General features: G+C 47.5%; 34 protein-coding genes. 20 read left to right on the top strand and 14 right to left on the bottom strand.

Features of this window, described 5'->3' with window-relative positions:
• The first annotated feature begins 86 nt into the window (after positions 1-86).
• The 8 genes from FD960_RS01485 to FD960_RS01450 all read left to right on the top strand — a co-directional run bounded on the left by FD960_RS01485 (position 87) and on the right by FD960_RS01450 (position 4,827).
• Positions 87-728, top strand: coding sequence for a MotA/TolQ/ExbB proton channel family protein (locus tag FD960_RS01485; protein ID WP_215299390.1), 642 nt, complete (start codon positions 87-89; stop codon positions 726-728).
• Positions 725-1,192 carry a biopolymer transporter ExbD gene (locus tag FD960_RS01480; protein WP_215299389.1) on the top strand — a complete coding sequence of 156 codons (468 nt, stop codon included), beginning with the start codon at positions 725-727 and terminating at the stop codon, positions 1,190-1,192. Before FD960_RS01485 ends, FD960_RS01480 begins: the two co-directional genes overlap by 4 nt.
• 21 nt (positions 1,193-1,213) lie before the next feature.
• Positions 1,214-2,305, top strand: coding sequence for a tetraacyldisaccharide 4'-kinase (gene lpxK, locus FD960_RS01475; RefSeq protein WP_215299388.1), 1,092 nt, complete (start codon positions 1,214-1,216; stop codon positions 2,303-2,305).
• 16 nt (positions 2,306-2,321) lie between these two features.
• Entirely contained in the window at positions 2,322-2,501 is a 180-nt protein-coding gene (locus FD960_RS01470; protein WP_215299387.1) for a Trm112 family protein, read from the top strand.
• Between the two features lie 13 nt (positions 2,502-2,514).
• The gene (gene kdsB, locus FD960_RS01465; protein WP_215299386.1) at positions 2,515-3,270 is read left to right on the top strand and encodes a 3-deoxy-manno-octulosonate cytidylyltransferase; all 756 of its coding nucleotides are present in this window, start codon (positions 2,515-2,517) and stop codon (positions 3,268-3,270) included.
• 104 nt (positions 3,271-3,374) lie between these two features.
• Positions 3,375-4,040: an adenylate kinase gene (adk, locus tag FD960_RS01460; RefSeq protein ID WP_215299385.1), complete on the top strand. Its 666-nt coding sequence runs from the start codon at positions 3,375-3,377 to the stop codon at positions 4,038-4,040.
• Between the two features lie 103 nt (positions 4,041-4,143).
• Entirely contained in the window at positions 4,144-4,461 is a 318-nt protein-coding gene (locus FD960_RS01455; protein WP_215299384.1) for a type II toxin-antitoxin system RelE/ParE family toxin, read from the top strand.
• 48 nt (positions 4,462-4,509) lie between these two features.
• Positions 4,510-4,827 carry a DNA-binding transcriptional regulator gene (locus tag FD960_RS01450; protein ID WP_215299383.1) on the top strand — a complete coding sequence of 106 codons (318 nt, stop codon included), beginning with the start codon at positions 4,510-4,512 and terminating at the stop codon, positions 4,825-4,827.
• A gap of 77 nt (positions 4,828-4,904) precedes the next feature.
• Here FD960_RS01450 and nrdR read toward each other — a convergent pair whose 3' ends face one another.
• Positions 4,905-5,351, bottom strand: a complete 447-nt coding sequence (nrdR, locus tag FD960_RS01445; RefSeq protein WP_015420459.1) for a transcriptional regulator NrdR — start codon at positions 5,349-5,351, stop codon at positions 4,905-4,907.
• Positions 5,352-5,391: 40 nt separating this feature from the next.
• Positions 5,392-6,636, bottom strand: coding sequence for a serine hydroxymethyltransferase (gene glyA, locus FD960_RS01440; protein WP_215299382.1), 1,245 nt, complete (start codon positions 6,634-6,636; stop codon positions 5,392-5,394).
• A 76-nt stretch (positions 6,637-6,712) separates the two neighbouring features.
• On the opposite strand from glyA, the gene tolQ reads away from it, so the two are divergent.
• From tolQ to queC, 7 genes are all read left to right on the top strand, one after another.
• Positions 6,713-7,369 (top strand): protein TolQ, encoded by a 657-nt coding sequence (tolQ, locus tag FD960_RS01435; protein WP_215299381.1) that lies wholly within the window; start codon positions 6,713-6,715, stop codon positions 7,367-7,369.
• Positions 7,370-7,371: 2 nt separating this feature from the next.
• The gene (locus tag FD960_RS01430; RefSeq protein WP_015420456.1) at positions 7,372-7,791 is read left to right on the top strand and encodes an ExbD/TolR family protein; all 420 of its coding nucleotides are present in this window, start codon (positions 7,372-7,374) and stop codon (positions 7,789-7,791) included.
• Between the two features lie 19 nt (positions 7,792-7,810).
• The gene (gene tolA / locus FD960_RS01425; protein WP_215299380.1) at positions 7,811-8,629 is read left to right on the top strand and encodes a cell envelope integrity protein TolA; all 819 of its coding nucleotides are present in this window, start codon (positions 7,811-7,813) and stop codon (positions 8,627-8,629) included.
• Between the two features lie 27 nt (positions 8,630-8,656).
• The gene (tolB, locus tag FD960_RS01420; RefSeq protein WP_215300535.1) at positions 8,657-9,940 is read left to right on the top strand and encodes a Tol-Pal system beta propeller repeat protein TolB; all 1,284 of its coding nucleotides are present in this window, start codon (positions 8,657-8,659) and stop codon (positions 9,938-9,940) included.
• Positions 9,941-10,071: 131 nt separating this feature from the next.
• Positions 10,072-10,569: a peptidoglycan-associated lipoprotein Pal gene (gene pal, locus FD960_RS01415; protein WP_215299379.1), complete on the top strand. Its 498-nt coding sequence runs from the start codon at positions 10,072-10,074 to the stop codon at positions 10,567-10,569.
• A gap of 5 nt (positions 10,570-10,574) precedes the next feature.
• Positions 10,575-11,300, top strand: coding sequence for a tol-pal system protein YbgF (gene ybgF / locus FD960_RS01410; protein WP_215299378.1), 726 nt, complete (start codon positions 10,575-10,577; stop codon positions 11,298-11,300).
• Between the two features lie 27 nt (positions 11,301-11,327).
• Entirely contained in the window at positions 11,328-12,074 is a 747-nt protein-coding gene (gene queC / locus FD960_RS01405; RefSeq protein WP_215299377.1) for a 7-cyano-7-deazaguanine synthase QueC, read from the top strand.
• A 3-nt stretch (positions 12,075-12,077) separates the two neighbouring features.
• Here the strand turns inward: queC and FD960_RS01400 are convergent, their stop codons facing one another.
• The gene (locus FD960_RS01400) at positions 12,078-12,446 is read right to left on the bottom strand and encodes a type II toxin-antitoxin system HigA family antitoxin (RefSeq protein WP_215299376.1); all 369 of its coding nucleotides are present in this window, start codon (positions 12,444-12,446) and stop codon (positions 12,078-12,080) included.
• Positions 12,443-12,685 (bottom strand): type II toxin-antitoxin system HigB family toxin, encoded by a 243-nt coding sequence (locus FD960_RS01395; protein ID WP_215299375.1) that lies wholly within the window; start codon positions 12,683-12,685, stop codon positions 12,443-12,445. The genes FD960_RS01400 and FD960_RS01395 overlap by 4 nt, the downstream gene beginning before the upstream one ends.
• A 113-nt stretch (positions 12,686-12,798) precedes the next feature.
• Here FD960_RS01395 and FD960_RS01390 point away from each other — a divergent pair, with 113 nt between their 5' ends.
• On the top strand, positions 12,799-13,014 hold the full coding sequence (locus tag FD960_RS01390; protein WP_215299374.1) for a hypothetical protein: 216 nt from the start codon (positions 12,799-12,801) through the stop codon (positions 13,012-13,014).
• Here the strand turns inward: FD960_RS01390 and FD960_RS01385 are convergent.
• From FD960_RS01385 to FD960_RS01355, 7 genes are all read right to left on the bottom strand, one after another.
• Positions 12,978-13,595: a riboflavin synthase gene (locus tag FD960_RS01385; protein WP_215299373.1), complete on the bottom strand. Its 618-nt coding sequence runs from the start codon at positions 13,593-13,595 to the stop codon at positions 12,978-12,980. The genes FD960_RS01390 and FD960_RS01385 overlap by 37 nt on opposite strands.
• 35 nt (positions 13,596-13,630) lie before the next feature.
• Complete coding sequence (gene ribD / locus FD960_RS01380) at positions 13,631-14,746, bottom strand: bifunctional diaminohydroxyphosphoribosylaminopyrimidine deaminase/5-amino-6-(5-phosphoribosylamino)uracil reductase RibD (RefSeq protein WP_215299372.1); 1,116 nt, start codon at positions 14,744-14,746, stop codon at positions 13,631-13,633.
• Positions 14,747-14,763: 17 nt separating this feature from the next.
• The gene (locus FD960_RS01375; RefSeq protein WP_215299371.1) at positions 14,764-15,726 is read right to left on the bottom strand and encodes a GSU2403 family nucleotidyltransferase fold protein; all 963 of its coding nucleotides are present in this window, start codon (positions 15,724-15,726) and stop codon (positions 14,764-14,766) included.
• A gap of 85 nt (positions 15,727-15,811) precedes the next feature.
• Positions 15,812-16,402 carry a GspH/FimT family pseudopilin gene (locus FD960_RS01370; protein ID WP_251369812.1) on the bottom strand — a complete coding sequence of 197 codons (591 nt, stop codon included), beginning with the start codon at positions 16,400-16,402 and terminating at the stop codon, positions 15,812-15,814.
• Positions 16,399-16,725 (bottom strand): hypothetical protein, encoded by a 327-nt coding sequence (locus FD960_RS01365; protein ID WP_215299370.1) that lies wholly within the window; start codon positions 16,723-16,725, stop codon positions 16,399-16,401. The genes FD960_RS01370 and FD960_RS01365 overlap by 4 nt, the downstream gene beginning before the upstream one ends.
• A complete protein-coding gene (locus FD960_RS01360) occupies positions 16,725-17,372 on the bottom strand; it encodes a hypothetical protein (protein ID WP_215299369.1) in 648 nt (215 codons plus the stop codon). The genes FD960_RS01365 and FD960_RS01360 overlap by 1 nt, the downstream gene beginning before the upstream one ends.
• On the bottom strand, positions 17,302-17,631 hold the full coding sequence (locus FD960_RS01355; protein WP_215299368.1) for a prepilin-type N-terminal cleavage/methylation domain-containing protein: 330 nt from the start codon (positions 17,629-17,631) through the stop codon (positions 17,302-17,304). Before FD960_RS01355 ends, FD960_RS01360 begins: the two co-directional genes overlap by 71 nt.
• A 131-nt stretch (positions 17,632-17,762) precedes the next feature.
• Between FD960_RS01355 and ribBA the strand changes: the two genes are divergently transcribed.
• The 4 genes from ribBA (at position 17,763) to FD960_RS01335 (ending at position 21,564) form a co-directional block, all read left to right on the top strand.
• Positions 17,763-18,902: a bifunctional 3,4-dihydroxy-2-butanone-4-phosphate synthase/GTP cyclohydrolase II gene (gene ribBA / locus FD960_RS01350; RefSeq protein WP_215299367.1), complete on the top strand. Its 1,140-nt coding sequence runs from the start codon at positions 17,763-17,765 to the stop codon at positions 18,900-18,902.
• Positions 18,903-18,919: 17 nt separating this feature from the next.
• Entirely contained in the window at positions 18,920-19,435 is a 516-nt protein-coding gene (gene ribH / locus FD960_RS01345) for a 6,7-dimethyl-8-ribityllumazine synthase (protein WP_215299366.1), read from the top strand.
• Between the two features lie 8 nt (positions 19,436-19,443).
• Positions 19,444-19,938, top strand: coding sequence for a transcription antitermination factor NusB (gene nusB / locus FD960_RS01340; protein ID WP_215299365.1), 495 nt, complete (start codon positions 19,444-19,446; stop codon positions 19,936-19,938).
• Between the two features lie 153 nt (positions 19,939-20,091).
• Positions 20,092-21,564 carry an NAD-dependent succinate-semialdehyde dehydrogenase gene (locus tag FD960_RS01335; protein ID WP_215299364.1) on the top strand — a complete coding sequence of 491 codons (1,473 nt, stop codon included), beginning with the start codon at positions 20,092-20,094 and terminating at the stop codon, positions 21,562-21,564.
• An 80-nt stretch (positions 21,565-21,644) separates the two neighbouring features.
• Here the strand turns inward: FD960_RS01335 and trmB are convergent, their stop codons facing one another.
• The 3 genes from trmB to FD960_RS01320 are packed head-to-tail and all read right to left on the bottom strand — an operon-like array spanning position 21,645 to position 23,791.
• On the bottom strand, positions 21,645-22,427 hold the full coding sequence (trmB, locus tag FD960_RS01330; RefSeq protein WP_251369811.1) for a tRNA (guanosine(46)-N7)-methyltransferase TrmB: 783 nt from the start codon (positions 22,425-22,427) through the stop codon (positions 21,645-21,647).
• 13 nt (positions 22,428-22,440) lie between these two features.
• Positions 22,441-22,899, bottom strand: a complete 459-nt coding sequence (locus FD960_RS01325) for a DUF2721 domain-containing protein (RefSeq protein WP_215299362.1) — start codon at positions 22,897-22,899, stop codon at positions 22,441-22,443.
• Between the two features lie 40 nt (positions 22,900-22,939).
• Positions 22,940-23,791, bottom strand: coding sequence for an undecaprenyl-diphosphate phosphatase (locus FD960_RS01320; protein ID WP_215299361.1), 852 nt, complete (start codon positions 23,789-23,791; stop codon positions 22,940-22,942).
• Positions 23,792-23,810: the final 19 nt, after the last annotated feature.

Below are 23,810 nucleotides of genomic sequence, written 5' to 3'. Positions count from 1 at the left end.
GCCATTTCCTAGAAAGTTTTGCACAGAGTTATCCACAGGCTGACTTTCAGAAAACGGGTTTTTAATTCAGCTAAAGTACTGAGCTTATGTACTCAATCTTACTGTCTGCCGGCTGGCCTATCTGGCCACTCCTCATCATCTCCATTATTGGCCTAGCCATCATGCTCGAGCGAGCCTGGTATTTGCGCCAAATTCATATTTTTCCCAAAGACAGCCTGGAAACCGTCTTTGGGTTGGCAAACACCCTTGCCCAGCAAAAAAGCGTGACTGAAGCAGAAATCACGACTGTTAGCCAGCTTACTCCGGTAGGGTCGCTCTTTGCCTGCATCCTGCGCGAGAAGACCGCTGGCAGCTCTGCAGATGACGCCTTAGAAGAATTACAAGCTAGCGCGCAAGCTACTTGTTTAAAGCTTGATCGCTATCTTGGCGCATTGGCGACGATTGCTACTGTGGCACCCCTGCTTGGCCTCTTTGGCACTGTGGTGGGCATGATTGAGATCTTTGGCAGCCAAGGCGCCATTAGTGGTGGCGCCGGCAGCCCACAACAGCTAGCCCATGGCATTTCTGTAGCGCTCTACAACACCGCATTTGGATTACTGATTGCCATTCCAGCATTAGCTGCATGGCGTGGCTTACGTGCGATGGCTAATCAACGTCAACATGAGTGTGAAGAATTTACTCGTCAGCTGTTTAAGAAGTTGTACCCCAACTCCGCCACTTCAAAATGAGTTGGCTCAACAATGGTCTTGGCCGTCAGAATCATCAGAGTCGATTTTCGCTGGGCGTGAAATCCACTCCGGTAGAGCCGGAGATCAATCTCATTCCTTTTATTGATGTGCTCTTGGTAGTACTCATCTTCTTGATGATCTCCACTACCTTTACGCGCTATCAAGAACTAGCAATCACCCTTCCAACTGCCAATGGTGCAGCCAGCCAAACTGAAGTCAAGCAAATTCATATTGCGGTAAGTCGCGATGGACGCTTTGCAGTCAATGGGAAAGTCACTGACCGCAGTCAACTCAGCAATGCACTGAACCTGTTAAATCAGAACAGCGCGAATAAAGAGAACAACATTCAAGTCAATATCGATGCGGATGCGAGAGCACCCCATCAAGCAGTCATGAGCGCCCTAGAAGCTGCTCGCGATGCCAATCTATCCAATATTGTTTTCAGCAGTCAGACAAAGAAGTAAAAAGCATTTAAATTACTTTTAATGCCAGCTACTAAATCTACCACTCGCTTCAAGAAAGCGCCCAAGTTTTGGGAGAGACGTGGTCCTACCAGCCTACTGCTATGGCCGCTATCTTGGGCCTATGGCTTAGTTAATCGCATCCTTGATCTCATGAATGATCTCGGAATTAGCGGAAGAAAACCACAATCAGTTCCTGTGATTATTGTGGGCAATATCCGCGTAGGCGGCACAGGCAAAACACCCATTGTGATTGCTTTAGCTGAACGCTTATCTCGCATGGGATGGAAGCCTGCAATTATTAGCAGAGGTTATGGCGCAGGAACATTGAGCGCGCCCACTCCAGTGCAGAGTGATTCTGATCCTACGGTAGTGGGTGATGAACCAGTGCTCATTGCTAAACGTACGAAAAATCAATTTCCGATTTGGGTCTATCCAAAACGGGTTGAGAGTATTCGCGCGCTCCTCAAACAAGATCCTTCAATCAACGTCATCATCAGTGATGATGGTCTGCAGCATCGCAGCCTTGCTCGTTGGCCCGCGCGTGAAGGTGGGCGTGATATTGAATTCGTGGTGCGAGATGCTCGCGGTGAAGGCAACGGCTTCTTATTGCCAGCTGGCCCACTACGTGAGCCTGCGACACGCGAACGCGATGCAACTCTCATGACTGGGGTTGGCAGTTCAGCCAAGGCGGTAGATGAGTATTTCTTAGGAAGACGCGCATTTACCTTAGGCGCGCAATTAGGAATACCTTATCAACTCGTCAATCCTAGTAACACTCAGTCACTAGCTGCAATCGCTGACACCTACCTCCCCAACAAAATCACTGCCATTGCAGCGATTGGTAATCCTCAACGCTTTTTCGATGATTTGCTCAAACAAGGTATTGCCGCTAAATCGATTGGCTTACCCGATCACAGTACCTTCACTCCAGAGTTTTTCAACGCCATCAATTCGGAATGCATTCTGATTACGGAGAAGGATGCCGTAAAATGCTCCTCAACACAGGATGAGCGTATCTGGGTGGTACCAATGACTTTAGATCTACCGAATGCTTTAGCCGACTGGTTGCAATCGATTTTGCAAAGACCCGATCCCAATCAATACACCTTATAAACAATAAAGATTAGACATGGACAAGCGCTTACTCGATATTTTGGTTTGCCCTTTATGCAAAAGCACTTTGTATTTAGATAGCGAGAAACATGAGCTTATTTGCAAAGCGGATCGCTTAGCTTATCCAATCCGCAATGACATCCCGGTCATGTTGGTGGAAGAAGCACGCAGCTTGACCGCTGATGAATGTCAATAATTCATCTTCGTCCATGAGCCCCAAGCCCCCTGAATTTCTGGTAGTTATTCCAGCAAGACTGGGCTCCACGCGTTTGCCGCGCAAGCCGCTAGCCGATATTGGCGGCAAACCCATGGTGATCCGTGTTGCTGAACGTGCCCAGCAATCTTTAGCGCAAAGCGTTGTAGTCGCAACAGACTCTCCTGAAATACAAGCAGCCTGTGATGAGCACCGTATTGAGTGCCTGCTAACCAGCCCAGATCATCCAACAGGAACCGATCGCATTGCAGAAGTTGCACAATTGCTAAAGCTGCCAGCAAATACTCTGGTTGTGAATGTGCAGGGCGATGAGCCCCTCATTCCTCCAGAACTCATTAACCAGGTTGCCCAGTCTCTAGCTGATCACCCCGCTTGCGCCATCTCAACCGTAGCGGTACCTATTACGGATGAGGCTGAAATCACTAATCCCAATGTCGTTAAGGTGGTTCTCAACCGCTCTGGCGAGGCCCTGTACTTCTCCAGAGCGAGCATTCCGTTTGTGCGCGATCCAAGTACTGAGCAATCCGTGACGCATTTACGCCATTTAGGGATCTACGCCTATCGGGCTGACTTTTTGCAGGCGTACAGCCGGCTTGAGCCAGCTCCACCTGAGCAGGCAGAAGCGCTAGAGCAGCTTCGCGCCCTCTGGAATGGCTACCGCATTGCCGTGCATACCGCCACTGAAGCCCCGCCAGCTGGGGTGGATACGGCCGAAGACCTGGAGCGAGTCCGCCGCATCTTGGGCGCCTGACCCATAATCCAGCGCCTTAAGGGTTCTCGGGGATAATCCTAGGAATTGGTAACAAAGGAACCCGAAAAAATACGGGACAATGAAGGTCTTCTAAGGGGAAAACAATGCGGTTGATTCTGCTCGGTGCACCAGGTGCTGGCAAAGGAACTCAAGCTCAGTTCATTTGCGAAAAATTTGCAATTCCACAAATCTCAACAGGCGACATGTTGCGCGCTGCTGTAAAAGCGGGAACTGAACTCGGCATTGCCGCTAAAAAGATTATGGATGCAGGTGGCCTTGTATCTGATGACATCATCATCGGCTTGGTCAAAGATCGCCTCACTCAGCCTGATTGCAGCAAAGGCTATTTATTTGATGGCTTCCCAAGAACCATTCCTCAAGCACAAGCGATGAAAGATGCTGGCGTGCCAATCGATTACGTTCTCGAAATCGATGTGCCATTTGATGCCATCATTGATCGCATGAGCGGTCGTCGTGTACATCCGGCCTCAGGTCGCACCTATCATGTCACCTTCAACCCACCCAAAGTGGAAGGTAAAGATGATGTCACTGGTGAAGCTTTGATTCAGCGTGATGACGACAAAGAAGAAACGGTTCGCAAGCGTTTACAGGTATATAACGACCAGACACGTCCACTGGTTGAGTACTACTCGACTTGGGCTACGCAAAGCAGCCCTGCCGACAAGGTGAAGGCGCCAGCCTATCGCAAAGTCAGCGGTACGGGTAGCGTTGAAGATATCACTGCTTCAATCTTTGCAGAGCTTAAATAACTCCTACTATTACCATTTAAAAAAGGGGCTGCACTTGCAGCCCCTTTTTCTTTGTCAGGAAAGGGGTATTATTTAACTAGCGTACTTAGTGGTATAGTTTTTGATGACCAAAAAACGTGCCTTCAAGACAAAAAATTTTGCTAAGTGGATGAGAAAAACCGAGCTGAAAGATCAAGATCCACTCTTCGCAATTGCTGAGATGGAGGCCGGCCTCATTAATGCAGATCTTGGCGGAAACGTATTTAAGAAAAGAATTGCTTTACCGGGCATGAGCAAAAGAGCTGGCGCCAGAACATTGGTGGCGGGAAAGTTATCTAGAAAATGGTTTTTTCTGTTTGGTTTTGCAAAGAATGAAAAAGGCAATATTGACGATGATGAGTTGATTCATTTAAAGGCGCAGCAAGTAGGCTGCTATGCCTGACTGATCAAGATATCGAAGAAGTAATCCTGACCGGAGAGCTAACAAATAATGTTAAATAAAACAAAAAGTCGAATTATTGAAGAGATGACAGATACCGTGAGAGGTCTTCACAAAGCCGGTGTCATTACCAAGAAAAGCATGGAGGAGTTTGAGGCTTTAAGACATTTAGAGGTAAAACCGATGACTGCCAAGCGAATCAAGCAGCTACGAAGCAAAACCTACTTGAGTCAGGCTGTTTTCGCATTGGCCATGAACACCAGCCTATCGACCATTCAAAAATGGGAGGCTGGCGATAAAAAACCGAGCGGGACGTCTTTAAAACTTTTATCTTTAATTGAACGAAAAGGGTTGGAAGTTATTTTGTAAGGTTATGAAAAAACATAACCTTACCTAGAATTCCTAAACCTTTGGTAGCGGTTAAGCAAAAACCATTGCCAATGGATCTATTTCAACTCCTTGAGCGCACTCTCAAAGGATTCAATATCAGCGAAGCTTCGATAGACTGAAGCAAAGCGAATGTAGGCTACCTTATCTAAGCGCTTGAGCTCACGCATCACAAGCTCACCAACGCGTTCACTCGGGATTTCTTTCTCGCCTAAGCTGAGTAGCTTCTCTTCAATGCGGGCGATGGATTCATCAACAGAGTCAGAAGATACGGGGCGCTTGCGTAAGGCCAGCTTTACCGAGCTTACTAGCTTGTCATGACTGTATTCAACGCGGCTACCGTTCTTTTTAACAATCGCCGGTAGAACTAGTTCTACACGCTCGTAGGTCGTAAAGCGCTTGTCACATTTGGCGCAACGGCGGCGGCGGCGAATGGTATCGCCCTCGTCCGATACCCTGGTATCGAGTACCTGGGTATCGTCGTTATGGCAAAAGGGGCAGCGCAATGCAGCTCTTCTTTACGTTTAAGTTTCGTTAATTGCTTGCTTAGCCGTAGACCGGAAAACGCTTTGTCAACTCTGCAACTTGAGCGCGCACCTTAGCGATATTGTCAGCATCATTTGGATTGTCCAAAACATCCGCAATGAAATGACCGACTTGACGTGCTTCAGCTTCTTTAAAGCCACGCGTTGTCATCGCTGGTGAACCCAAACGAATACCGCTAGTCACCATTGGTTTTTCTGGATCATTTGGAATGCCATTTTTGTTGCAAGTAATGTGTGCTTCACCCAATACACGCTCAGCTTCTTTGCCAGTCATTTTCTTGGCGCGCAAGTCCACCAACATCACGTGAGAGTCTGTACCACCAGACACAATGCGCAGACCACGCTCAATCAATGTTTCAGCCAAGGCTTTTGCATTGGCAACTACTTGCTTTTGATAGTCCTTGAAGCTTGCTTCTTGCGCTTCTTTGAATGCCACGGCCTTAGCAGCGATCACATGCATCAAAGGACCTCCTTGCAAGCCTGGGAATACCGCAGAGTTAATGGCTTTCTCGTGCTCAGCCTTCATCAAGATGATGCCGCCACGTGGGCCGCGCAAACTCTTGTGGGTAGTAGAGGTAACAATGTCAGCATGTGGCACTGGGTTTGGATACACACCAGCGGCAACCAAGCCAGCATAGTGAGCCATATCCACCATGAAAATCGCGCCCACCTCTTTGGCTAATTTGCCGATGCGCTCGAAATCGATCTTTTTGGAATAAGCAGATGCGCCAGCAATGATCAATTTTGGTTTGTGCTCGCGAGCCAAACGCTCCATTTGCTCGTAGTCAATCTCTTCGTTCTTATCCAAGCCATAGGCGATTGGGTTAAACCACTTACCGCTCATGTTCAATGCCATACCGTGAGTCAAGTGACCACCTTCGGCCAAGCTCATACCCATAAAGGTATCGCCAGGCTTCAAGAAGGCCAAGAAAACTGCCTGGTTGGCGGACGCGCCGCAATGCGGTTGTACGTTTGCCGCTTCAGCACCAAAGAGGGCTTTTACACGGTCAATCGCCAATTGCTCAGCAACGTCCACAAATTCACAACCACCGTAATAACGCTTACCTGGATAGCCTTCAGCGTACTTATTGGTCAGCTGGGAGCCTTGGGCCGCCATGACAGCTGGAGAGGTGTAGTTCTCAGAAGCGATCAGCTCAATATGGTCCTCCTGACGCTGATTCTCATTCTGAATCGCTGCCCACAATTCTGGGTCGGTTTTGGCTAAGGTGTTTTGGCGGTCGAACATGGTGATAATCCTGATCAAGTTGTATTGCTGAGTGAATTAACTTAGTAAAATCAACCTACATCATACAAAATCCACCATGACACCTACACAAGACCTCTCATTCCTCTCTCTAGTCCTTAATGCCAGCCTATTAGTCCAGTTAGTAATGTTGTTATTACTGGGAATGTCTGTAGCTTCATGGACCATCATTTTTAAGAAAACCGCCATTCTGCGGGGGGTAAGACGCGATACCGAGCGTTTTGAGCGTGACTTTTGGTCTGGTGGAGACTTGGGGGTGCTGTTGGATGCCGCCCAACGCAATACCCGCAGCGATGCCGTTTTGGAGCATATCTTCGAAGCAGGCATGCAAGAGTTCATGAAAGTCCGTGAAATCGATGCCGCCCGCCGCGCCATGAAAGCCACCTACCAGCGGGAAATGGATGCCTTAGAGGCTAATCTCCCATTCTTGGCTTCAGTAGGCTCTGTATCCCCGTATATCGGCCTGTTTGGCACAGTATGGGGAATCATGCACTCCTTCCGCGGTCTGGCAAACGTACAGAACGCCACCTTATCTGCTGTAGCCCCTGGTATTGCCGAGGCCCTGATCGCCACCGCTATCGGCCTGTTTGCTGCGATCCCCGCAGTGGTGGCTTACAACCGCGCGGCCACCGATGTGGATCGCCTCTCTATTCGCTTTGAAACTTTTATTGAAGAGTTCACCAATATCTTGCAACGTCAAACTGCAGGCAAATAAGTATGGCTGGCTCACTCAGAAAATCCTCTAAGCGTCGGGCAATGGCCGACATCAATGTGGTGCCCTACATTGACGTGATGCTGGTATTGCTCGTCATCTTCATGGTGACTGCGCCAATGGTTAACCCTGGCGTCGTCAATTTGCCTACTGTCGGCGGCGCAAAAGTGCAATCTTTGCCACCCGTCTTTTTAACCATCGACGCCAATGAGAATGTCATTGTTCGCAAAGATGGTGATCCGGTTCAGACTTTGAATAAATTTGAACTTGGTGCCTTTGCTAGATCGCAAGCAGAAAAATCTGCTGAGCAACCCGTTGTGCTTGCCGCTGATAAATCCATCAAATATGAAGTAGTGATGGAGGTGATGTCAAAGCTCAAAGAAAACGGTGTGAAGCGTGTTGGCCTCGCAGTAAAGAGTCAGTAAGGCTCTTTGTCTTTCATACATGAATAGCGCGCACACTTTTCGCCCCAACTTCTCACGAGGTCGTCTAACTAAAAATGAAAGTACAAAACGTGCTTTTAGTTTTTCGCTTGCCGCGCATTTGGGTTTACTCGCTTTTCTGATGATTGGTATTAGCTGGAATAACTCCACGCCTTCCGGAGTAGAGGTTGAGCTGTGGGATGCTAGTCAGCAAGTCGAGGCGCCCGTTGAGCCAGAAGTCAAAACGGAAATGAAAGAAGAAGCGGCTGACATCGCCATCAAGAAAAAGAAGGTCGAAAAAGAGCCTCCTAAAAAAGAAGTGGTGAAAGAAATACCCAAGCCAGTTAAGCCAACTCCGCCCAAGGAGAAGGAAAAAGAGAAACCTAAAAAGACTGAGCCAGCTAAGAAGGTGGAGTCTCCTAAGGCAGCCACTCCTGCGGATACCAAAGCCAATGCCGCTGCTGAAAAAGTGCGTGCCGATCAATTGGCACGCTTACGCGCAGCCGCCGGTGCTGAAGGTGGTAGCGGTGGCACCAGTGGTAGTGGCGTTGGCGGTGGCGGCAATGCGCCCCCCGGTTGGACAGATAAAGTGGTGAAGAAAGTAAAACCACTCATTGTGTTTAACCCAGAGTCCATTAGCGGTAATCCTGCGGCAGTCGTTAAAGTCAATCTTGCGCCCGATGGGGCTATCTTGAGCACTGATCTAGTGAGCTCTAGCGGCAATACCGGCTGGGATCGCGCGGTATTACTCGCACTTACCCGGGCAGAGAGTCTGCCAAAAGACGACAATGGCAAAATTCCTCAAAGAGAAGTTAAGCTGACCTTTAAACCCAAGGACTAAAGCATGTTGCAAGTAGCTAAGAAATATATGTCGTTCGTTATAGCGGTATTGACAGTGATGCTGTCGATGACCGGTCTAAGCTCACCAGCACTGGCACAAATGAATATTGAAATCACTGGTGTCGGACAGTCGCTCTATCCCATCGCCGTGATGCGCTTTAAAGATGAAAACAAGCTACCGACCAGCGTTACTGAAATCATTCGTCAAGACTTAGCGCGCAGTGGTTACTTTAAAAATACTGAAAACGGTAATGCGAGCGAGAGTGACGAAGGCACACCAAACTATAAGTCTTGGGCTGCGCGTGGTGCAGATGCTTTAGTCGTTGGCTCAGTAGTACAAACTGGCGCATCGCAGTTTGAGATTCGTTACAAGTTATTTGATGTACGCAAGTCTCTGAGTTTAGGCGGCCTCAACCTCAACTCCAGCGCGGATAATTTGCGTGCTGTAGCCCACAAAATTGCTGATGACATTATTTATAAATTACTAGGTGAGCGCGGAATCTTCTCGACACGCCTTTCTTATGTCATTAAAGAAGGCAAGCGGTATCGCTTAGTCATCTCCGATGCGGATGGTCAAAACATCCGCAATGCCATGAACAGTGGTGAGCCAATCATCTCTCCATCATGGTCACCGGATGGCAAGAAAGTGGCTTACGTTTCGTTTGAAGACCGCAAGCCTGTCATCTATGTCCATGAGTTGGCCACTGGCCGTCGTATTTCCCTCTCAAATCAAAAGGGGAACAACAGCGCGCCTGCATGGTCACCGGATGGCAAGAAACTCGCGGTATCTCTTTCTAAAGACGGCAATACCCAGATCTACGGCATTAATGCTGACGGCACTGGCTTACACCGCCTGACCCGTGGTTACACCATCGATACCGAGCCGCAATATTCACCGGATGGTCGCTATATCTATTTCACGAGCGATCGTGGTGGCAATCCTCAGATCTATCGCATGAGTGCTGAAGGTGAGCAAGCTGAAGGCGCTAAACGCATTACCTATAAACAAGGTTTTGTGACATCCCCGCGCATCTCGCCAGATGGCAAGTACTTAGCCTATATCGCCAATATTGGTGGGGCATTCCGCCTGTATATCCTCAACCTGGCAACGGGTGACTCACAAGCACTCACCGACGGTACGAGTGATGAGTCCCCTTCCTTTGCCGCCAACGGCCGTTATGTTCTCTATTCCACGAAAGTGGGTGGCAAACGGGTCTTAGCGGCAGTCTCCGTAGATGGCAACTCCAAACAGGTATTAAGCATCCCAGGATCCGATGTTCGTCAGCCATCTTGGGGTCCATTTATGGACTAAGAAATCACCAAAACTGTCATTCAGTAAATTACTGACGGATTCCGGCTAAATAGCCAATATTGCGTTCTTAGAGGCATAATATTGGCTATTAGCTTATTTAGTTACTTCGTTTGTAGGAAAAAGGACAGATCATGAAGATTTCTATCGCACGCCGTGCCGCGACACTCACGCTCGTTGGTGTAACAGCATTATTTTTGGCAGCTTGCTCAAGCGTCAAACTAGATGATGTTGATGGCGCCAATGGTAGCAACGGTAACTATGGCTCACAGCCATGGAATGATCCAAGCAGCCCACTCTTCCAACGTAGCGTGTATTTTGATTTCAATGAATACACTGTTCAAACTAAATACCAAAAACAACTTTCTGCGCATGCCAGCTTTTTGAAAGCCAATCCAAAGCAAAAGATCATCATCCAAGGCAATACCGATGATCGTGGCACAGCTGAGTACAATTTGGCATTGGGTCAACGTCGTTCAGATGCAGTACGCAAATCGCTCAACTTAATGGGTGTTTCTGATGACCAAATGGAGGCGGTGAGTTTTGGTAAAGAGAAACCAAAAGCAGATGGTGATAACGAAGCCGCTTGGGCCGAGAATCGCCGTGCTGACATTGTTTACATCACGAACTAAGATTCATGCGTAAGCTCAATCACTCTTTTAAACAAACGCTCTTACGAGCGTTTTGTTTAAGTGCTGCCACTCTTTGTTTATCTAGCAATGCATGGGCACTCTTTGCCGATGATGATGCGCGTAAGGCCATTTTGGATTTACGTAAGTCGCTCGCCACTACTCAAATGGATTTACAAAACCAGATTGAGAAACTCAAGGCTGATAATGCAGAGTTACGTGGCAAGGTAGAAAGTCTGGAGAAGCAAGGCGAAGACATCAGCACTAGCCAAAAGACTTACTACCAAGATCTCGATACTCGCTTGGGTAATTTTGAGCCTCGCACTGCCACAGTTGAAGGCGTCAGTGGCACAGTACAGCCTGGCGAGAAAAAAGCGTATGACGACGCTTTAAAAGCGTTTCAGACGGGTAATCTGAAGAAGGCCGATGAAGGCTTCTCAGCTTTTGTTAATCGCTATCCCAAGAGCCCTTATGTACCGCTTGCGCTCTTTTGGAGCGGCAATAGTAAATACGCCAATAAAGATTACACCGGCGCTATCACTCAATTACAAAGCCTCATTAAGCGCTATCCAAATCATCCACGCATTCCGTCGGCCATGTTGACACTCGGTAATGCGCAATTGGAAAGCGGCAATAAAGCAGCGGCCAAGAAAACATTTGGCGAGATCATCAGCAAATATCCAGACACCGAGTCAGCAAAAGACGCACAGCAACTGATCGCTGCAACGAAGTAAGCCAATTAACAAAGAGACGTCTTCACCATGTCATCGTTGTCTGCCGCCTTTCAGAATATTGCTCCACGTAAACCCAATGCTCCTGCAGTCATTCTGTTTTCCGGTGGTTTAGATTCCAGCACGATCCTCGCCCTAGCGAAGGATTTAGGCTACGCTCCTTACGTCTTGTCAGTCGGCTATGGACAACGTCACTCCTCAGAGTTGGCGGCAGCCAAACATATTGCCAAGAAAATGGGCGTCGTTCGCCATGAGGTAGTGAACTTAGATCTCACGCGTTTTGGTGGCTCCGCCTTAACAGACTCCAGCATTGATGTACCTATTACTCCGGGCAAGGATCAAGAAATTCCCGTTACCTATGTACCTGCCCGTAATACCATCTTGCTTTCACTAGCATTAGGCTGGGCAGAGTCACTGGGTGGACTAGATATCTTTTACGGCGCCAATGCGGTGGATTACTCTGGCTATCCAGATTGCCGCCCAGAATACGTTGCCTCATTCGAGGCTATGGCCAACCTAGCCACCAAGGCTGGCGTAGAAGCTATCAATGATGAAAATCGCTTTCGGGTACACGCGCCCATCATCAGCATGAGTAAAGCGGAAATCATTCAACTTGGCACTACGCTAGGGGTAGATTATTCACAAACTGTTTCCTGCTACCAGGCTAATGATTTGGGTGAAGCCTGCGGTGAATGCGAGTCCTGTCGCCTAAGGCATGCAGGCTTTAAACAGGCCAATCTGAGCGATCCGACGCGCTATCAAACATCGTCTAATTAAAAATTACGCGCCCTGCTGAATCAAACTTTCAGCGGGAATTCCCAGCATGGTATGTAAATTCCAAATCATCTTTAATGTCAGCGGTCTTTTACGATTCAGTATTTCGTACACCCGATTTAATCCGCCAATCATAGGTTGAAGGTCTTTTGGCTTTAACCCAGCTTGCTCCACTCTAAATTTAATAGCCTCGATTGGATCAGGCAGGGAGATTAGGTAGTGCTTTGCTTCATAAACCTCCACCAGCATTAGAAGAACCTCGAATCTATCCGCCTTTTTGCTACCGGGAGCTGGCTCCTTGTCAATCAACTGAGAAATCTCTGCTAACGCAGATTTATATTCCGCATCATTTCGAATCGGTTTCAGTTCCTTCATATGACCTCCATCTCAATTGTCTTGGCATTAACCTTGTCATACTCTGCGTGAGTCCCAATGAACTTAATGTAGAGAGCACCAAAGCGATAGGCTATTGCAACAATTAAGCGATATTTATTTCCTTTGATATTAAAAACCACTCGGTTATTAGCAATGAAACTTGCATTTCTATACTGACTCTTAATATCTTGGGGTGATTGCCAATCAGCCTTCACTGCCTCGTCGTACCAAGATTTCAAGGGTTGCTCGGCCTCTTGATGTAACTTCCAAAATTGGGACTATTGGTAGTAAGGGCTTAAAACCTGCCAGACTATACGGTTTCCGCAGCAATCGCGACTCTTATAATTTGGATATGCCCAAAAAATCCGCAGTTAAAAAGATTCCGGTATACAAGCTAAACCAAGACTTCGATGGCGTCTTTGGTCTTGTGAAGTTGCAACCGATTGGTCTCACAAAAAATGGCAGAATTAGAGCTTATCTAATACCCTCAAGCACCTACGAGGCCTTAATTAAAGTTTCAACAATTAATCGTCAAACGGTAGATTTGCTTAACATCCGCGCTACATAACGCGCGATCAAATCAATCTCTAGATTGGCAGCATCGCCTTGTTTTAACTTCCCTAATGTGGTGTTCTCAAGCGTGTGGGGGATGATATTGATATCGACCAAGCAAGCATCTTGAGTATCTTGCGTTTGATTGACTGTCAGTGAAACACCATTCACGACAATTGATCCTTTGTAAGCTAAGAATGGCGCGAGTTCTTTGGGTGCCTCAATTTGTAGCAACCATGAACCATAAGCATCTTGAGCCACAGCCGCAAACTGCGTCACCTTACCTACCCCATCAACGTGCCCACTCACTAAGTGACCACCTAGACGATCATTCAGGCGTAGTGCCTTTTCTAGATTTACAGGACCCACTTTATCGAGGCCTACTGTCTTATTCAAAGACTCACGAGAAATGTCCAAGGCAAAGCTATTCTCAGTCAATTGGGTGGCAGTCATGCATGCACCTTGAATTGCAATGCTGTCGCCGAGAGCCACATCATCGAGATACCCTGCGGGCACTTCTATCAACAGATGCAAGCCATCGCCCTTTGCTTGAGCGCTTTTGATATTGCCAACGGCAGTGATGATTCCAGTAAACATAGTAGGATTTTAAGTTGTAATGCTTTTAATAAAAATTAAGCCTTCATGAGGCGCAAACGGATATCGGGGCCAAACATATCTTGATCAATCACTTGCCAATCTTGACGTTGATCCAATACCCCTAAAGGAGAAATGTTTGCCATGCCAATACCCTCACCCATAAAGAAAGGGGCGTAATAGAGTAGCAACTCATCAACACAATCTTCGCGAAGCAAAGAACCATTTAATTTAAACCCTGCTTCCACATGGATTTCATTCATATGACGCTCTTGTGCGAGATATTGGAATAGTTTTGGTAAATCCACTTTGCCGTGAGCATTGGCCATAGCAATCACCTCGACACCGAGAGCCTCAAAGGCTGCAGCTTTTTCTTTCGCGACTGGGGAATCGAGTGATGCGCAAACCAGAATGACTCTAGATTGATCAGCTTGATGAAGCACCTTGGCGTTTAGCGGTGTTTCCAATTTGGAATCCACAATCACTTTCCATGGCTGACGTTCTGTCTTTACTTCCCTCACATTGAGCGTTGGATCATCTTCTTTGACTGTCCCCACACCAGTCAAAATGGCGCAGGCTTGAGCGCGCCAGTGATGACCATCCGCTCTTGCAAGTGGCCCCGTAATCCACTGACTTTGGCCGTTAGGGAGTGCAGTCTTGCCATCTAAGCTAGTAGCGATCTTCATTCGCACCCAAGGCAAACCTCGCGTCATCCGAGAAATAAATCCCCGATTAAGCGCTTTAGCCTCGGCTTCCAATAAGCCACAGCGCACCTCTGTTCCGGCGGCCTTTAAACGCTCTAAGCCCTTACCACCCACCAAAGGGTTTGGGTCAGACATGGCAGCAATGACCATAGCCGGCTTGGCAGCAATCAAAGCATCAACACAGGGCGGGGTTCTGCCGGTATGGTTGCAAGGCTCTAAGGTGACATAGACCGTCGCTCCAGTGGGATCCAAGCCCTTTGCTCTCACATCAGCCAAGGCCTGCACTTCCGCATGAGGACCGCCCACTCTTTGGGTATAGCCTCGACCAATCACCTGCCCATCCTTGGCGATGACGCAACCCACCCGAGGATTGGGATTGGATAAATAGAGGGCTTTTTGAGCTTCGGCCAAGGCCTCACTCATCAATTGATGATCAACAGCGGTATACATGGGTCTATTAAAACCGATTAACGAGAAATATTATTTAAATGTGGCAAATATTCATGTATCAAAGCCTTAATGATTTTGGCCTGTAGAAAATCTTTTCCAGACTTATTAGGATCCCTTCCCGGTTGCTTAGATAATTCAAGCTTAATGCGGGCAAAGTCGGCAGGATGAATGGTGCGCATTAAGGCCATCTCTCCAGAGCTTGAAACAATCATCTGCTTAAAATATCGTGAAGAAATTAGCTTTTCTCCCATTGAAACCTGCATTGCCCACAGATCACCCTCATCCTCACTCATTCTGAGAGGGTGGGGATCTATTTCCAATGCTGGGCGACGAATAATATCGATCTCAAAGCCATCATTATTGCGTGCCGTATAAAGTCGATCCGATACAAGCTCAAAGCTTGAATCGACCTTGCGAATCAAACCCAATAAGGAATATCCTTCGCTTTTAATGGTGGAAAAAAATGCCAAACGCTTTCGCGTATCAAATAGAAGGTCTACATCTCGCGTCGCCATGGCTCCTTCAGAAACCCTAACACCCCCTGCAGCTTCATATGCATATATAGCGTGCGTCCCAACAACTAAAAAATGCTCAGCAACACCAGCCTTCTCCAGAACATTCAAAAGCTCCACCAATAAATTCGGCACTCGCCCAACACGTTGAGCTCGATTTAAGCGTTGCTGAAGTTTTAATTGTCCCTTAAGTCCACTTACTCGCGCTTCTAAGCTACGCTTACGAGCCATAAAATTATCGTAAATACTTTGGGTTTCCGGAGAAAATCGACCAATAGTTCTTTGTGCGCTTGAGGCGGATGTCCGAATGAGATACTTCACTCCTCGTAGCTCTCGCCAAATCATCGATCCTCGTACTTCAGCAGCACTTGCAACAGCCTCTCTTAGCGCTAAAAATACCGTCTCCGCATCGATATATTGACGACTCTGGCTCTCAGAAATTTTCAGAAAATATTCGGGTGAAGACATGTTCAATGTATTTATTAAAAGTATAATTTTACATTGAACATTCTTTAAAAACAATGTATTAGACTTGATGAAAATAGGGATTCTCCTATTTACAGACCTTAGTATCCCGCTGGGGATCACAAATACGCCAGCGGCCACCACTACCCAGAATCAGTTGGCGCTCAAGGCTGGAGTCTTGTTCATGACCCAGTATGAGGCGATTAGCCACAAAACCTCCCTGCCCAGTTTTAGCGGCGCCTGCCGCATTAAACAAAATCCCCCGCTTCGAGCTGTGGGGATCTATAAATTGCTTACCCCCACCCTTAAAGTAGATGGGTGCAATATCGCCCTGAGAAAACCAGTACCGCTCGACACAGGTTGCTGATGCCCGCTTGTCTGTACAGGCATTTTTCACCACCCACCCCTCATCCCACAAATTGCCAGTGATAGGGGCAATCTGAATCGGAATGCCAAGCGTTAAAGCTTGTCCTCGAGCAAATTGCGCATGGGTAATAAAGCGACGGGCAATAGTGTCGATTTCTCGAGTGGTCATGTGATGTTGGAGTGCTGGCATCGACATCACCGCCATGATGGCAACTAATAGCACTACAGCCATTAATTCGAGCAAACTGCCGCCGCGCTCATTTCCTAAACGCTTCACTTCTTTTTGATTCTGTTTTTCATTCATGCCATTCATTTAAATTCTTGGCGCCAATTTAAGCGGGTCACTTGTTTAGTTTTTTCATCCAATGAAACCAAGATTTCGATTGTGGGATTTTCTTTAGTAGAAATGAGCCAGAGATTTTTTCCGGCCGACTGAATATGACAAGCGATATTGATTGCGGCAATATTTTCTAAATGTTGCTCGCACTCTAAAAGCGCTTTTTCTGCAGCAATAAATTTCTTTCCAGAATCAGTAGCAGTATTCAGGGCAACTAGCTCAAGCGCAACAGAGCGCTCCAAAATATTGACCAAGGAGGCAAGTAGCATGAGTAGCGATAAGACCCAAGCAATAATCATCAGAAGTTTCTTGTAGAGAAGGTACGTTCAAATGCGCGTTGAATCCTTGCGCCATCAGTCATTTCTAACCTCACCCTGAATGTCTGCGCACCCTTAGCAGATAGGCCCGTGGCCTGGTAGCCAGCCTGTGTCGGCTCAATCGATAAATGGTCAATGCCATTCATTAAGGTGGTGTTTTGTATGCGACCTTGACGATCCAGTGATTGACAAATCAGCGAGCCACCATTGACTCGCATACCTTTCGGAATGCTTGCTTGTCGATCCACTATGAATCCATGCTGAGCCAAATGTTGCTTAGTGCGCTCTTTACTAATGACATTGCCAATGCAATCAAAATCTACTCCTTTAGAAACTTCATGTTTCACCATGATCGAATCTGAACCACGAAATCCCACGCTCTTCTGAATTTGTATAAAGCCATGTTTTGATTGTTGTGTTTTCTGAGTTGATGGATTTGGTGAATTCTGATATCCAGCCATTCGAATAGCTCGACCGATCAACTCCAAAGCACGATCCGCTTCAAGCGCGAGTGATTGGGTTTTCTCAAGTTCAATTTGTTTGGTAATAAGCTCTCCACTATTTTTTAATAATGGTCCTACCAAGATGAGGCACAGGGCGAATCCGACGAGACATTCCAATAGACTCATTCAGAACGCCCTCTTTTGGTAAACGCACTTTTGATGCTTCAGCTTGGGCGATTTCATGTTGATCCAACTCCTTTTGTATTTGCACGCGCTTTTCTCGTACCTGCCCCATGCCAAGCACTAATTTTTGATAGGTATTTCCTAGGCTGATCCAACTAGTCGCAACCAAGGTCATAGCCACAAGAACTTCCAACAAGACAAAACCCTTGCTTTGTCCAATGGATTGAGGGGGTTTAGCTGATCCAGGTGAAATGTTGGGCATTGGCTATTTTCCTAAGCCATATCTGGAAAAAATAGGCACTGGATGGGTGCCGATCGTCAGAAAAGCTGGATATTGGCCTCAGGGTAGAGGGCGGGACCCAAAAATGCCTCCTCAGCTTAAAATAGAGGGCTATGCAAAATACTCTCGCCTCCACCGAAGAAATCGTTGCCGACATGAAAGCCGGCAAGATGGTTATCTTGGTCGATGAAGAAGATCGTGAGAACGAAGGCGATTTAGTGCTCGCCGCCGACCATGTCACACCTGAAGCCGTGAATTTCATGGCCAAACATGGTCGTGGACTCATTTGTCTCACATTGACACGCGAACGTTGCCAACAAATCAACCTACCTTTGATGGTGCGCGATAACGGCACCTCGATGGGCACCAACTTCACCGTCTCCATTGAGGCGGCCACCGGCGTTACTACCGGAATCTCGGCAGCAGACCGCGCCCACACCATCAAAACTGCTGTTGCAGCCAATGCCAAACCGAATGACCTTGTTCAACCAGGCCATATCTTTCCATTGATGGCGCAGCCAGGTGGCGTATTAATTCGCTCTGGACATACAGAGGCAGGTTGTGATTTAGCAGCTATGGCAGGCTGCTCACCGACTGCCGTGATTTGCGAAATCATGAAAGACGATGGCAGCATGGCGCGTTTGCCAGATTTGCTAAAGTTTGCAAAAGAACATCAATTAAAAATTGGCAGTATTGCCGACCTCATTCAATATCGCAGTCAACATGAAAGCATTGTGGTGCGCGAAGGTGAGCGCGAGTTTGTGACGCCCTGGGGCAAGTTCCAGGGTATCGTGTATCGCGATACTCCAAGCTCATGCATTCACTTAGCGTTAGTTCATGGCAAGCCTTCAGAGAGCGCGGAAACCTTGGTACGCGTTCACGAACCCCTTACAGCGTTGGATTTCTTGGATGCTAATGTGAGTACCCATTCTTGGCCGCTTGCACAAGCACTCCAGAAACTGGCTGCATCACCTGCTGGCGTGGCTGTTTTACTCAATGCCTCTGGTATTGCAGCTCCAGGCGATGCGGATTGGTTGGCACAGTTTCATAAACTCAACGGCACCCAGCCTGAAAATACAGGGGCAGCGCCGGCGCGCAAAACCGATTTCCGCACCTACGGCATCGGGGCGCAAATCCTCAAAGATCTTGGTGTAGGGAAGATGCGTTTGCTGGCAAACCCGAGCCCAGTGCCAAGTCTTTCTGGATATAAGCTAGAAGTAACTGGCTACACCCCTTTTGAATCTAACCAATAAGCTATTCCGAAAGTATCATGAATACATCAAATAATGAATCTGCAGTAGGCGTGTTGGCCACTGATTTAAATGGTCAAGATCTACGAGTTGGTATCGTGCAAGCGCGCTTTAATGAAGAGCATTGCGTTGCACTGACGACTGCATGCATTGAAGAACTCATCAAGTTAGGCGTATCTCAATCTGATATCAAATTAGTGACCGTGCCTGGCGCATTAGAAATTCCATTCGCACTCCAAAAGCTTTCTGAGACTGGCGAATTTGATGGTTTAGTTGCTTTGGGCGCTGTGATCCGTGGCGAGACTTATCATTTTGAATTAGTCTCTAATGAATCCGCTGCTGGCATCACCCGCATTTCCATTGAGTCTGGTTTACCAATCGCCAATGGCGTACTCACTTGCGATACCGATGAGCAAGCCCAAGTGCGCGTTCAAGTGAAAGGCGCTGATTGCGCTAAAGCTGTTGTCGAAATGGCCAACTTGGCATTAGCCCTCACACCAGACATTGATTTTGAAATCAATCCTAGCGAAGAGTAATGATTGATATGACTAAGACACCCGCAACCTCACAAGCCCCTGTGGCAAGCGCGCCAAAGCGCTCACTGACGCCACGTCGTCGCGCTCGTGAATACGCCCTACAAGGCGTATATCAAAGCCTGGTGATGCGTCGTGCAGGCAGCCTACCAAATGCTGCAGCGATCGCTAAACAGCTAGCTGAAGATCCTGGCTTTCGTCGTTGCCAGCATGATTTATTTCAAGGCATTTTTGCCGGCGTACTAGAGCGTACCGATGAACTTGAGGGCATTATTACTCCTGCGCTTGATCGCCCTATTAATGAACTCTCTCCTGTAGAGCATGCCGCTTTATTAATCGGTGTTTATGAGTTGGCTGTCGACTTATCTGTTCCATACAAGGTAGCTATCAATGAGGCCGTAGAGCTTGCCAAAACCTTTGGCGGTACCGATGGTCATAAATATGTCAATGGCGTACTAGACCTCCTAGCTCAAAAGCTCAGAAGTACGGAGATTCAGGCGGGCTAAATCAAAATAACCCCCTCAGGCAGTTCACTAAACCCCTGTGCTCCATCAGAGTCCAGGGGTTTTTCATTACCGTCATCTGAGGGATAAAATGAATTCATCAAATACATTAAGCCATTAATCATCAATAGCTAGACCGATTTTGGAGACTTTGTCATGCAAAAAATAGATATTCGCACCTTACTCAAAGACCCAAGCTTATTTAAAGAAGATGCCTTCATTAACGGCGCCTGGGTCAAGTCTAGCAATACCTTTGCAGTGACTAATCCAGCTACGGGCGAACACATCGCTCAAGTAAGCAATCTTGAGCCAAAAGATGCAGAGTTAGCCATCGCAGCCGCAGAGAGCGCTTTCCAGAGCTGGAAAAGTAAAACTGCTAAAGAACGTGCCAGCGTCATGCGCAAATGGTTTGATCTCATTATTCAGAATACTCAAGATCTGGCGACCCTCATGACCTTAGAGCAAGGTAAGCCCTTGGTTGAGGCAACTGGTGAGGTAGCCTACGGCGCATCCTTTATTGAATGGTTTGCAGAAGAAGCAAAACGCGTGGCGGGCTCTATTCCAAGCACTACATGGAGTGATAAACGCCTGATCGTCATGAAGCAACCTATTGGTGTCTGCGTAGCGATTACTCCATGGAACTTTCCGATTGCGATGATTACTCGCAAGATTGCACCAGCCATGGCCGCAGGTTGCACTATCGTCATTAAGCCAGCCGAACTGACTCCACTATCCGCCTTGGCTCTCGCTGAGCTGGCACAGCGTGCAGGCGTTCCTGCGGGCGTCATCAACATTCTGACGGCAGATGCCGATCAATCCATTGCGATTGGCAAAACACTTTGCGCCTCACCTGTAGTTCGCCACCTATCATTTACTGGCTCTACAGAAGTGGGCCGCATTTTGATGGCGCAGTGCGCACCCACAGTGAAAAAATTAGCGCTTGAACTTGGTGGCCATGCGCCTTTCATTGTGTTTGAAGATGCGGATATCGATGCAGCCGTTTCTGGTGCAATGGCATCCAAATATCGTAACTCCGGTCAAACTTGCGTTTGCGCCAATCGCTTCTATGTACATAAGAATGTGCTCGATCAATTTGTCGAGAAGTTTGCTAAAGCCATTCAAGTCATTAAGCTGGGTAATGGCATGGAGGCCGGCGCTACCCAAGGCCCGCTGATTGAGAAAGCCGCACTAGAGAAGGTGGAGAAACATGTAGCTGATGCGCTGAGCAAAGGCGCGAAGCTAGTGAGCGGTGGTAAGCGCTCTTCACTAGGCGGCACTTTCTATGAGCCGACTATTTTGTCTAATGTCACTAATGACATGCTCATTACCTATGAAGAAACCTTTGGCCCAGTAGCCCCCATCATTGCGTTTGAAAGCGATGAGGAAGCTATCAGGCTGGCTAACAACAGCCAGTTTGGCCTAGCTTCTTACTTCTACAGCCGAGATATTGGCCGTATCTGGAAGGCGGCAGAGGCATTAGAGTACGGCATTGTGGGAGTGAACTCCGGGATCATCTCCAACGAAGTGGGTCCATTTGGAGGCATTAAACAATCTGGCCTAGGGCGAGAAGGTAGTGTCTACGGTATGGATGAATACCTCGAAATGAAGTACGTTTGCTTGGGCCTCTGAAATCATTCAGTCACAATAAAGCCGCAACCATGAAGTGACCCCCAGCGGCTTTATTGTTTATATTTTCTTATCTTCTTAAATTACTTCTTCTTGTAAACCAAATCCCAAACACCGTGACCAAGCTTGATGCCACGGTTCTCAAACTTGGTAATGGGTCGGTAAGCCGGCCTCTCCACATAGCCAGGATGCTTGGCGCAGAGCTGCTCCAAGGTAGGTCTGAATTCTTTTGAATCTTCGGACTTCGCCACATCTTCAGCCGAGAAAGTTTCTACCTGCACTTGCTCGGTAGAGGTGTTCATGAGGGTAGGCTCTGCATTTAAAACCAAGAGCATTTGTTCGGCATAGTTATGCCAATCCGTGGCTAAATGCAAATAGGCGCCAGGCTTTAAGCGTGAAACTAACAGCTTCACGAACTCCGACTGAATCAAGCGACGCTTATGATGACGTTTCTTATGCCAAGGATCGGCAAAATAAATATGGATGCCATCTAAAGAATTGGGAGCAATCATCTTCTCCAGTACCTCAACAGCATCATGACGAATCAAACGTAAATTAGTGAGCTGGTTTTCACCGATTAATTTGAGCAAAGCCCCAACACCAGGTGGATGAACTTCAATCGCCAGAAAATCATCCTCAGTACGCAAGGCGGCAATTTTGGCGGTCGTCTCACCCATGCCAAAACCAATCTCTAATATCTTGGGATGCGATGAACCGCCGAATGCCTGAGGAAGATCTAATACAAGCTCCTGAAAAGGCACCAAAAACTGAGGGCCTAAGTCATCAATAGCGCGCTGCTGACCAGCGGTTGTTCTGCCTGCCCGCAATACAAAAGAGCGAATACGATCTGTTCTAGGAAATGTCACTGTGCTAATACCTTTATTTAGAGAAAGGTGTATTCCACCCTGCTGAGCGATAGGCATAGACCACCTCACCCAGGACAATAGACAGAGATGTCATAAACGATACTAGGCCAAGGACAAATGTCCAGATAACATAGGTAGCCTGCAAGGAGCGTACAGCACCAGCTTGGAAGAAAAACAGCTCCAGAACTGTTAAAGAAATAAATACGCCACTTAAGACATCAAAGAAGATAGCGGCAGTACATAAACGACCACGAATTTTTGCTTCATTTGCTTCACGCATCATATGCATCAGGATCGCTTGATCAGTTACCACCCCCTCCTGAATCTTGTGCTGAATAGCGCGCATACGATCTACTGATCGAGCCAAGCGAGCAGAGATTGCATTAATTAAGGTGGCAACAGCAGTCAATAAAAAAACAGGGGCCAATGCCAGCTGAATATTATTAGTAATAGCGTCAATCGATGCATCCATATTTACTCCAATCTGCGTCTATTAATAATGAATGTTGGAATTAGTGAGACCAAGCAACCAGACCACTATAAGCGCTGACTAAGACAAGCAGTCCAAAGACAATGCGATACCAAGCGAATGGGATGAAATTATGTCCAGCGACATAATGAATCAACCAACGCACACAAACAAAAGCAGAGATAAAGGCGGCGATAAAGCCAACCACAATCGCCCATGCGAAATCGCCCGATAAGGAGACGGGATTTTTCCAAAGCTTGAGCAGTTCGTAAGCTGTAGCACCGCCAATCACAGGGATTGCCAAGAAGAAAGAAAACTCGGTAGCCACCGCTCGAGGCAAACCAAAGAGCATGCCGCCGATAATGGTTGCGCCCGAACGGGAGGTCCCCGGAATTAAGGCGGCGCATTGCGCCAAGCCAACCTTGAGGGCATCCATGGGCGTTAAATCATCTACCGACTGAATATGCATCTTAGCCGGGGAATGCATGAGTTTGGTCTGACGGCGCTCCGCCCAAAAAATCACCAACGCGCCCAAAATAAAAGCGCTTGCCACCGGAACCGGAGCAAACAATACCGCTTTAATATGCTTGCCAAATACAAATGCCAGGCCCATTGCCGGAATCGAAGCGATCAGCAGATTGAGGACAAAACGACGAGAAATAGCGCTACTTTTGATGGTTGAGGCGACCTTCCAGAGCTTTTCACGAAACTCCCAGCAAACGGCCAAGATTGCCCCAAACTGAATAATGACCTCAAAGGCCTTGCCTCGCTCATCATTGAAGTCGAGCAAGTCGCCAACCAAAATAAGGTGTCCCGTGCTGGAGATTGGCAAAAACTCAGTTAAGCCCTCCACCACTCCCAGTACTACTGCTTTAGCCAGCAAAATTAGATCCATAGGCGCAATTTTATAGATA

This window comes from Polynucleobacter sp. AP-Nino-20-G2 (genome assembly GCF_018688235.1).
In the GTDB taxonomy this organism is placed as follows: domain Bacteria; phylum Pseudomonadota; class Gammaproteobacteria; order Burkholderiales; family Burkholderiaceae; genus Polynucleobacter.
Note: the sequence above shows the minus strand (reverse complement) of the source record. Positions and strands in the feature narration are given on the sequence as shown.

Excerpts from the sequence above, each read along its gene's own strand:
- FD960_RS01335 (WP_215299364.1), top strand. The coding sequence starts at position 20,092 with ATGCAAAAAATAGATATTCGCACCTTACTCAAAGACCCAAGCTTATTT.
- FD960_RS01480 (WP_215299389.1), top strand. The coding sequence starts at position 725 with ATGAGTTGGCTCAACAATGGTCTTGGCCGTCAGAATCATCAGAGTCGA.
- FD960_RS01370 (WP_251369812.1), bottom strand. The coding sequence starts at position 16,402 with ATGAATGGCATGAATGAAAAACAGAATCAAAAAGAAGTGAAGCGTTTA.
- FD960_RS01485 (WP_215299390.1), top strand. The coding sequence starts at position 87 with ATGTACTCAATCTTACTGTCTGCCGGCTGGCCTATCTGGCCACTCCTC.
- FD960_RS01455 (WP_215299384.1), top strand. The coding sequence starts at position 4,144 with ATGACCAAAAAACGTGCCTTCAAGACAAAAAATTTTGCTAAGTGGATG.
- FD960_RS01390 (WP_215299374.1), top strand. The coding sequence starts at position 12,799 with ATGCCCAAAAAATCCGCAGTTAAAAAGATTCCGGTATACAAGCTAAAC.
- FD960_RS01355 (WP_215299368.1), bottom strand. The coding sequence starts at position 17,631 with ATGCCCAACATTTCACCTGGATCAGCTAAACCCCCTCAATCCATTGGA.
- adk (WP_215299385.1), top strand. The coding sequence starts at position 3,375 with ATGCGGTTGATTCTGCTCGGTGCACCAGGTGCTGGCAAAGGAACTCAA.
- lpxK (WP_215299388.1), top strand. The coding sequence starts at position 1,214 with ATGCCAGCTACTAAATCTACCACTCGCTTCAAGAAAGCGCCCAAGTTT.
- FD960_RS01400 (WP_215299376.1), bottom strand. The coding sequence starts at position 12,446 with ATGAAGGAACTGAAACCGATTCGAAATGATGCGGAATATAAATCTGCG.
- FD960_RS01365 (WP_215299370.1), bottom strand. The coding sequence starts at position 16,725 with ATGATTATTGCTTGGGTCTTATCGCTACTCATGCTACTTGCCTCCTTG.
- ribD (WP_215299372.1), bottom strand. The coding sequence starts at position 14,746 with ATGTATACCGCTGTTGATCATCAATTGATGAGTGAGGCCTTGGCCGAA.
- FD960_RS01450 (WP_215299383.1), top strand. The coding sequence starts at position 4,510 with ATGTTAAATAAAACAAAAAGTCGAATTATTGAAGAGATGACAGATACC.
- ybgF (WP_215299378.1), top strand. The coding sequence starts at position 10,575 with ATGCGTAAGCTCAATCACTCTTTTAAACAAACGCTCTTACGAGCGTTT.
- ribH (WP_215299366.1), top strand. The coding sequence starts at position 18,920 with ATGAATACATCAAATAATGAATCTGCAGTAGGCGTGTTGGCCACTGAT.
- FD960_RS01430 (WP_015420456.1), top strand. The coding sequence starts at position 7,372 with ATGGCTGGCTCACTCAGAAAATCCTCTAAGCGTCGGGCAATGGCCGAC.
- FD960_RS01385 (WP_215299373.1), bottom strand. The coding sequence starts at position 13,595 with ATGTTTACTGGAATCATCACTGCCGTTGGCAATATCAAAAGCGCTCAA.
- pal (WP_215299379.1), top strand. The coding sequence starts at position 10,072 with ATGAAGATTTCTATCGCACGCCGTGCCGCGACACTCACGCTCGTTGGT.
- queC (WP_215299377.1), top strand. The coding sequence starts at position 11,328 with ATGTCATCGTTGTCTGCCGCCTTTCAGAATATTGCTCCACGTAAACCC.
- FD960_RS01375 (WP_215299371.1), bottom strand. The coding sequence starts at position 15,726 with ATGTCTTCACCCGAATATTTTCTGAAAATTTCTGAGAGCCAGAGTCGT.
- FD960_RS01325 (WP_215299362.1), bottom strand. The coding sequence starts at position 22,899 with ATGGATGCATCGATTGACGCTATTACTAATAATATTCAGCTGGCATTG.
- tolB (WP_215300535.1), top strand. The coding sequence starts at position 8,657 with ATGTCGTTCGTTATAGCGGTATTGACAGTGATGCTGTCGATGACCGGT.
- tolQ (WP_215299381.1), top strand. The coding sequence starts at position 6,713 with ATGACACCTACACAAGACCTCTCATTCCTCTCTCTAGTCCTTAATGCC.
- nusB (WP_215299365.1), top strand. The coding sequence starts at position 19,444 with ATGACTAAGACACCCGCAACCTCACAAGCCCCTGTGGCAAGCGCGCCA.
- FD960_RS01360 (WP_215299369.1), bottom strand. The coding sequence starts at position 17,372 with ATGAGTCTATTGGAATGTCTCGTCGGATTCGCCCTGTGCCTCATCTTG.
- kdsB (WP_215299386.1), top strand. The coding sequence starts at position 2,515 with ATGAGCCCCAAGCCCCCTGAATTTCTGGTAGTTATTCCAGCAAGACTG.
- FD960_RS01470 (WP_215299387.1), top strand. The coding sequence starts at position 2,322 with ATGGACAAGCGCTTACTCGATATTTTGGTTTGCCCTTTATGCAAAAGC.
- glyA (WP_215299382.1), bottom strand. The coding sequence starts at position 6,636 with ATGTTCGACCGCCAAAACACCTTAGCCAAAACCGACCCAGAATTGTGG.
- ribBA (WP_215299367.1), top strand. The coding sequence starts at position 17,763 with ATGCAAAATACTCTCGCCTCCACCGAAGAAATCGTTGCCGACATGAAA.
- FD960_RS01320 (WP_215299361.1), bottom strand. The coding sequence starts at position 23,791 with ATGGATCTAATTTTGCTGGCTAAAGCAGTAGTACTGGGAGTGGTGGAG.
- tolA (WP_215299380.1), top strand. The coding sequence starts at position 7,811 with ATGAATAGCGCGCACACTTTTCGCCCCAACTTCTCACGAGGTCGTCTA.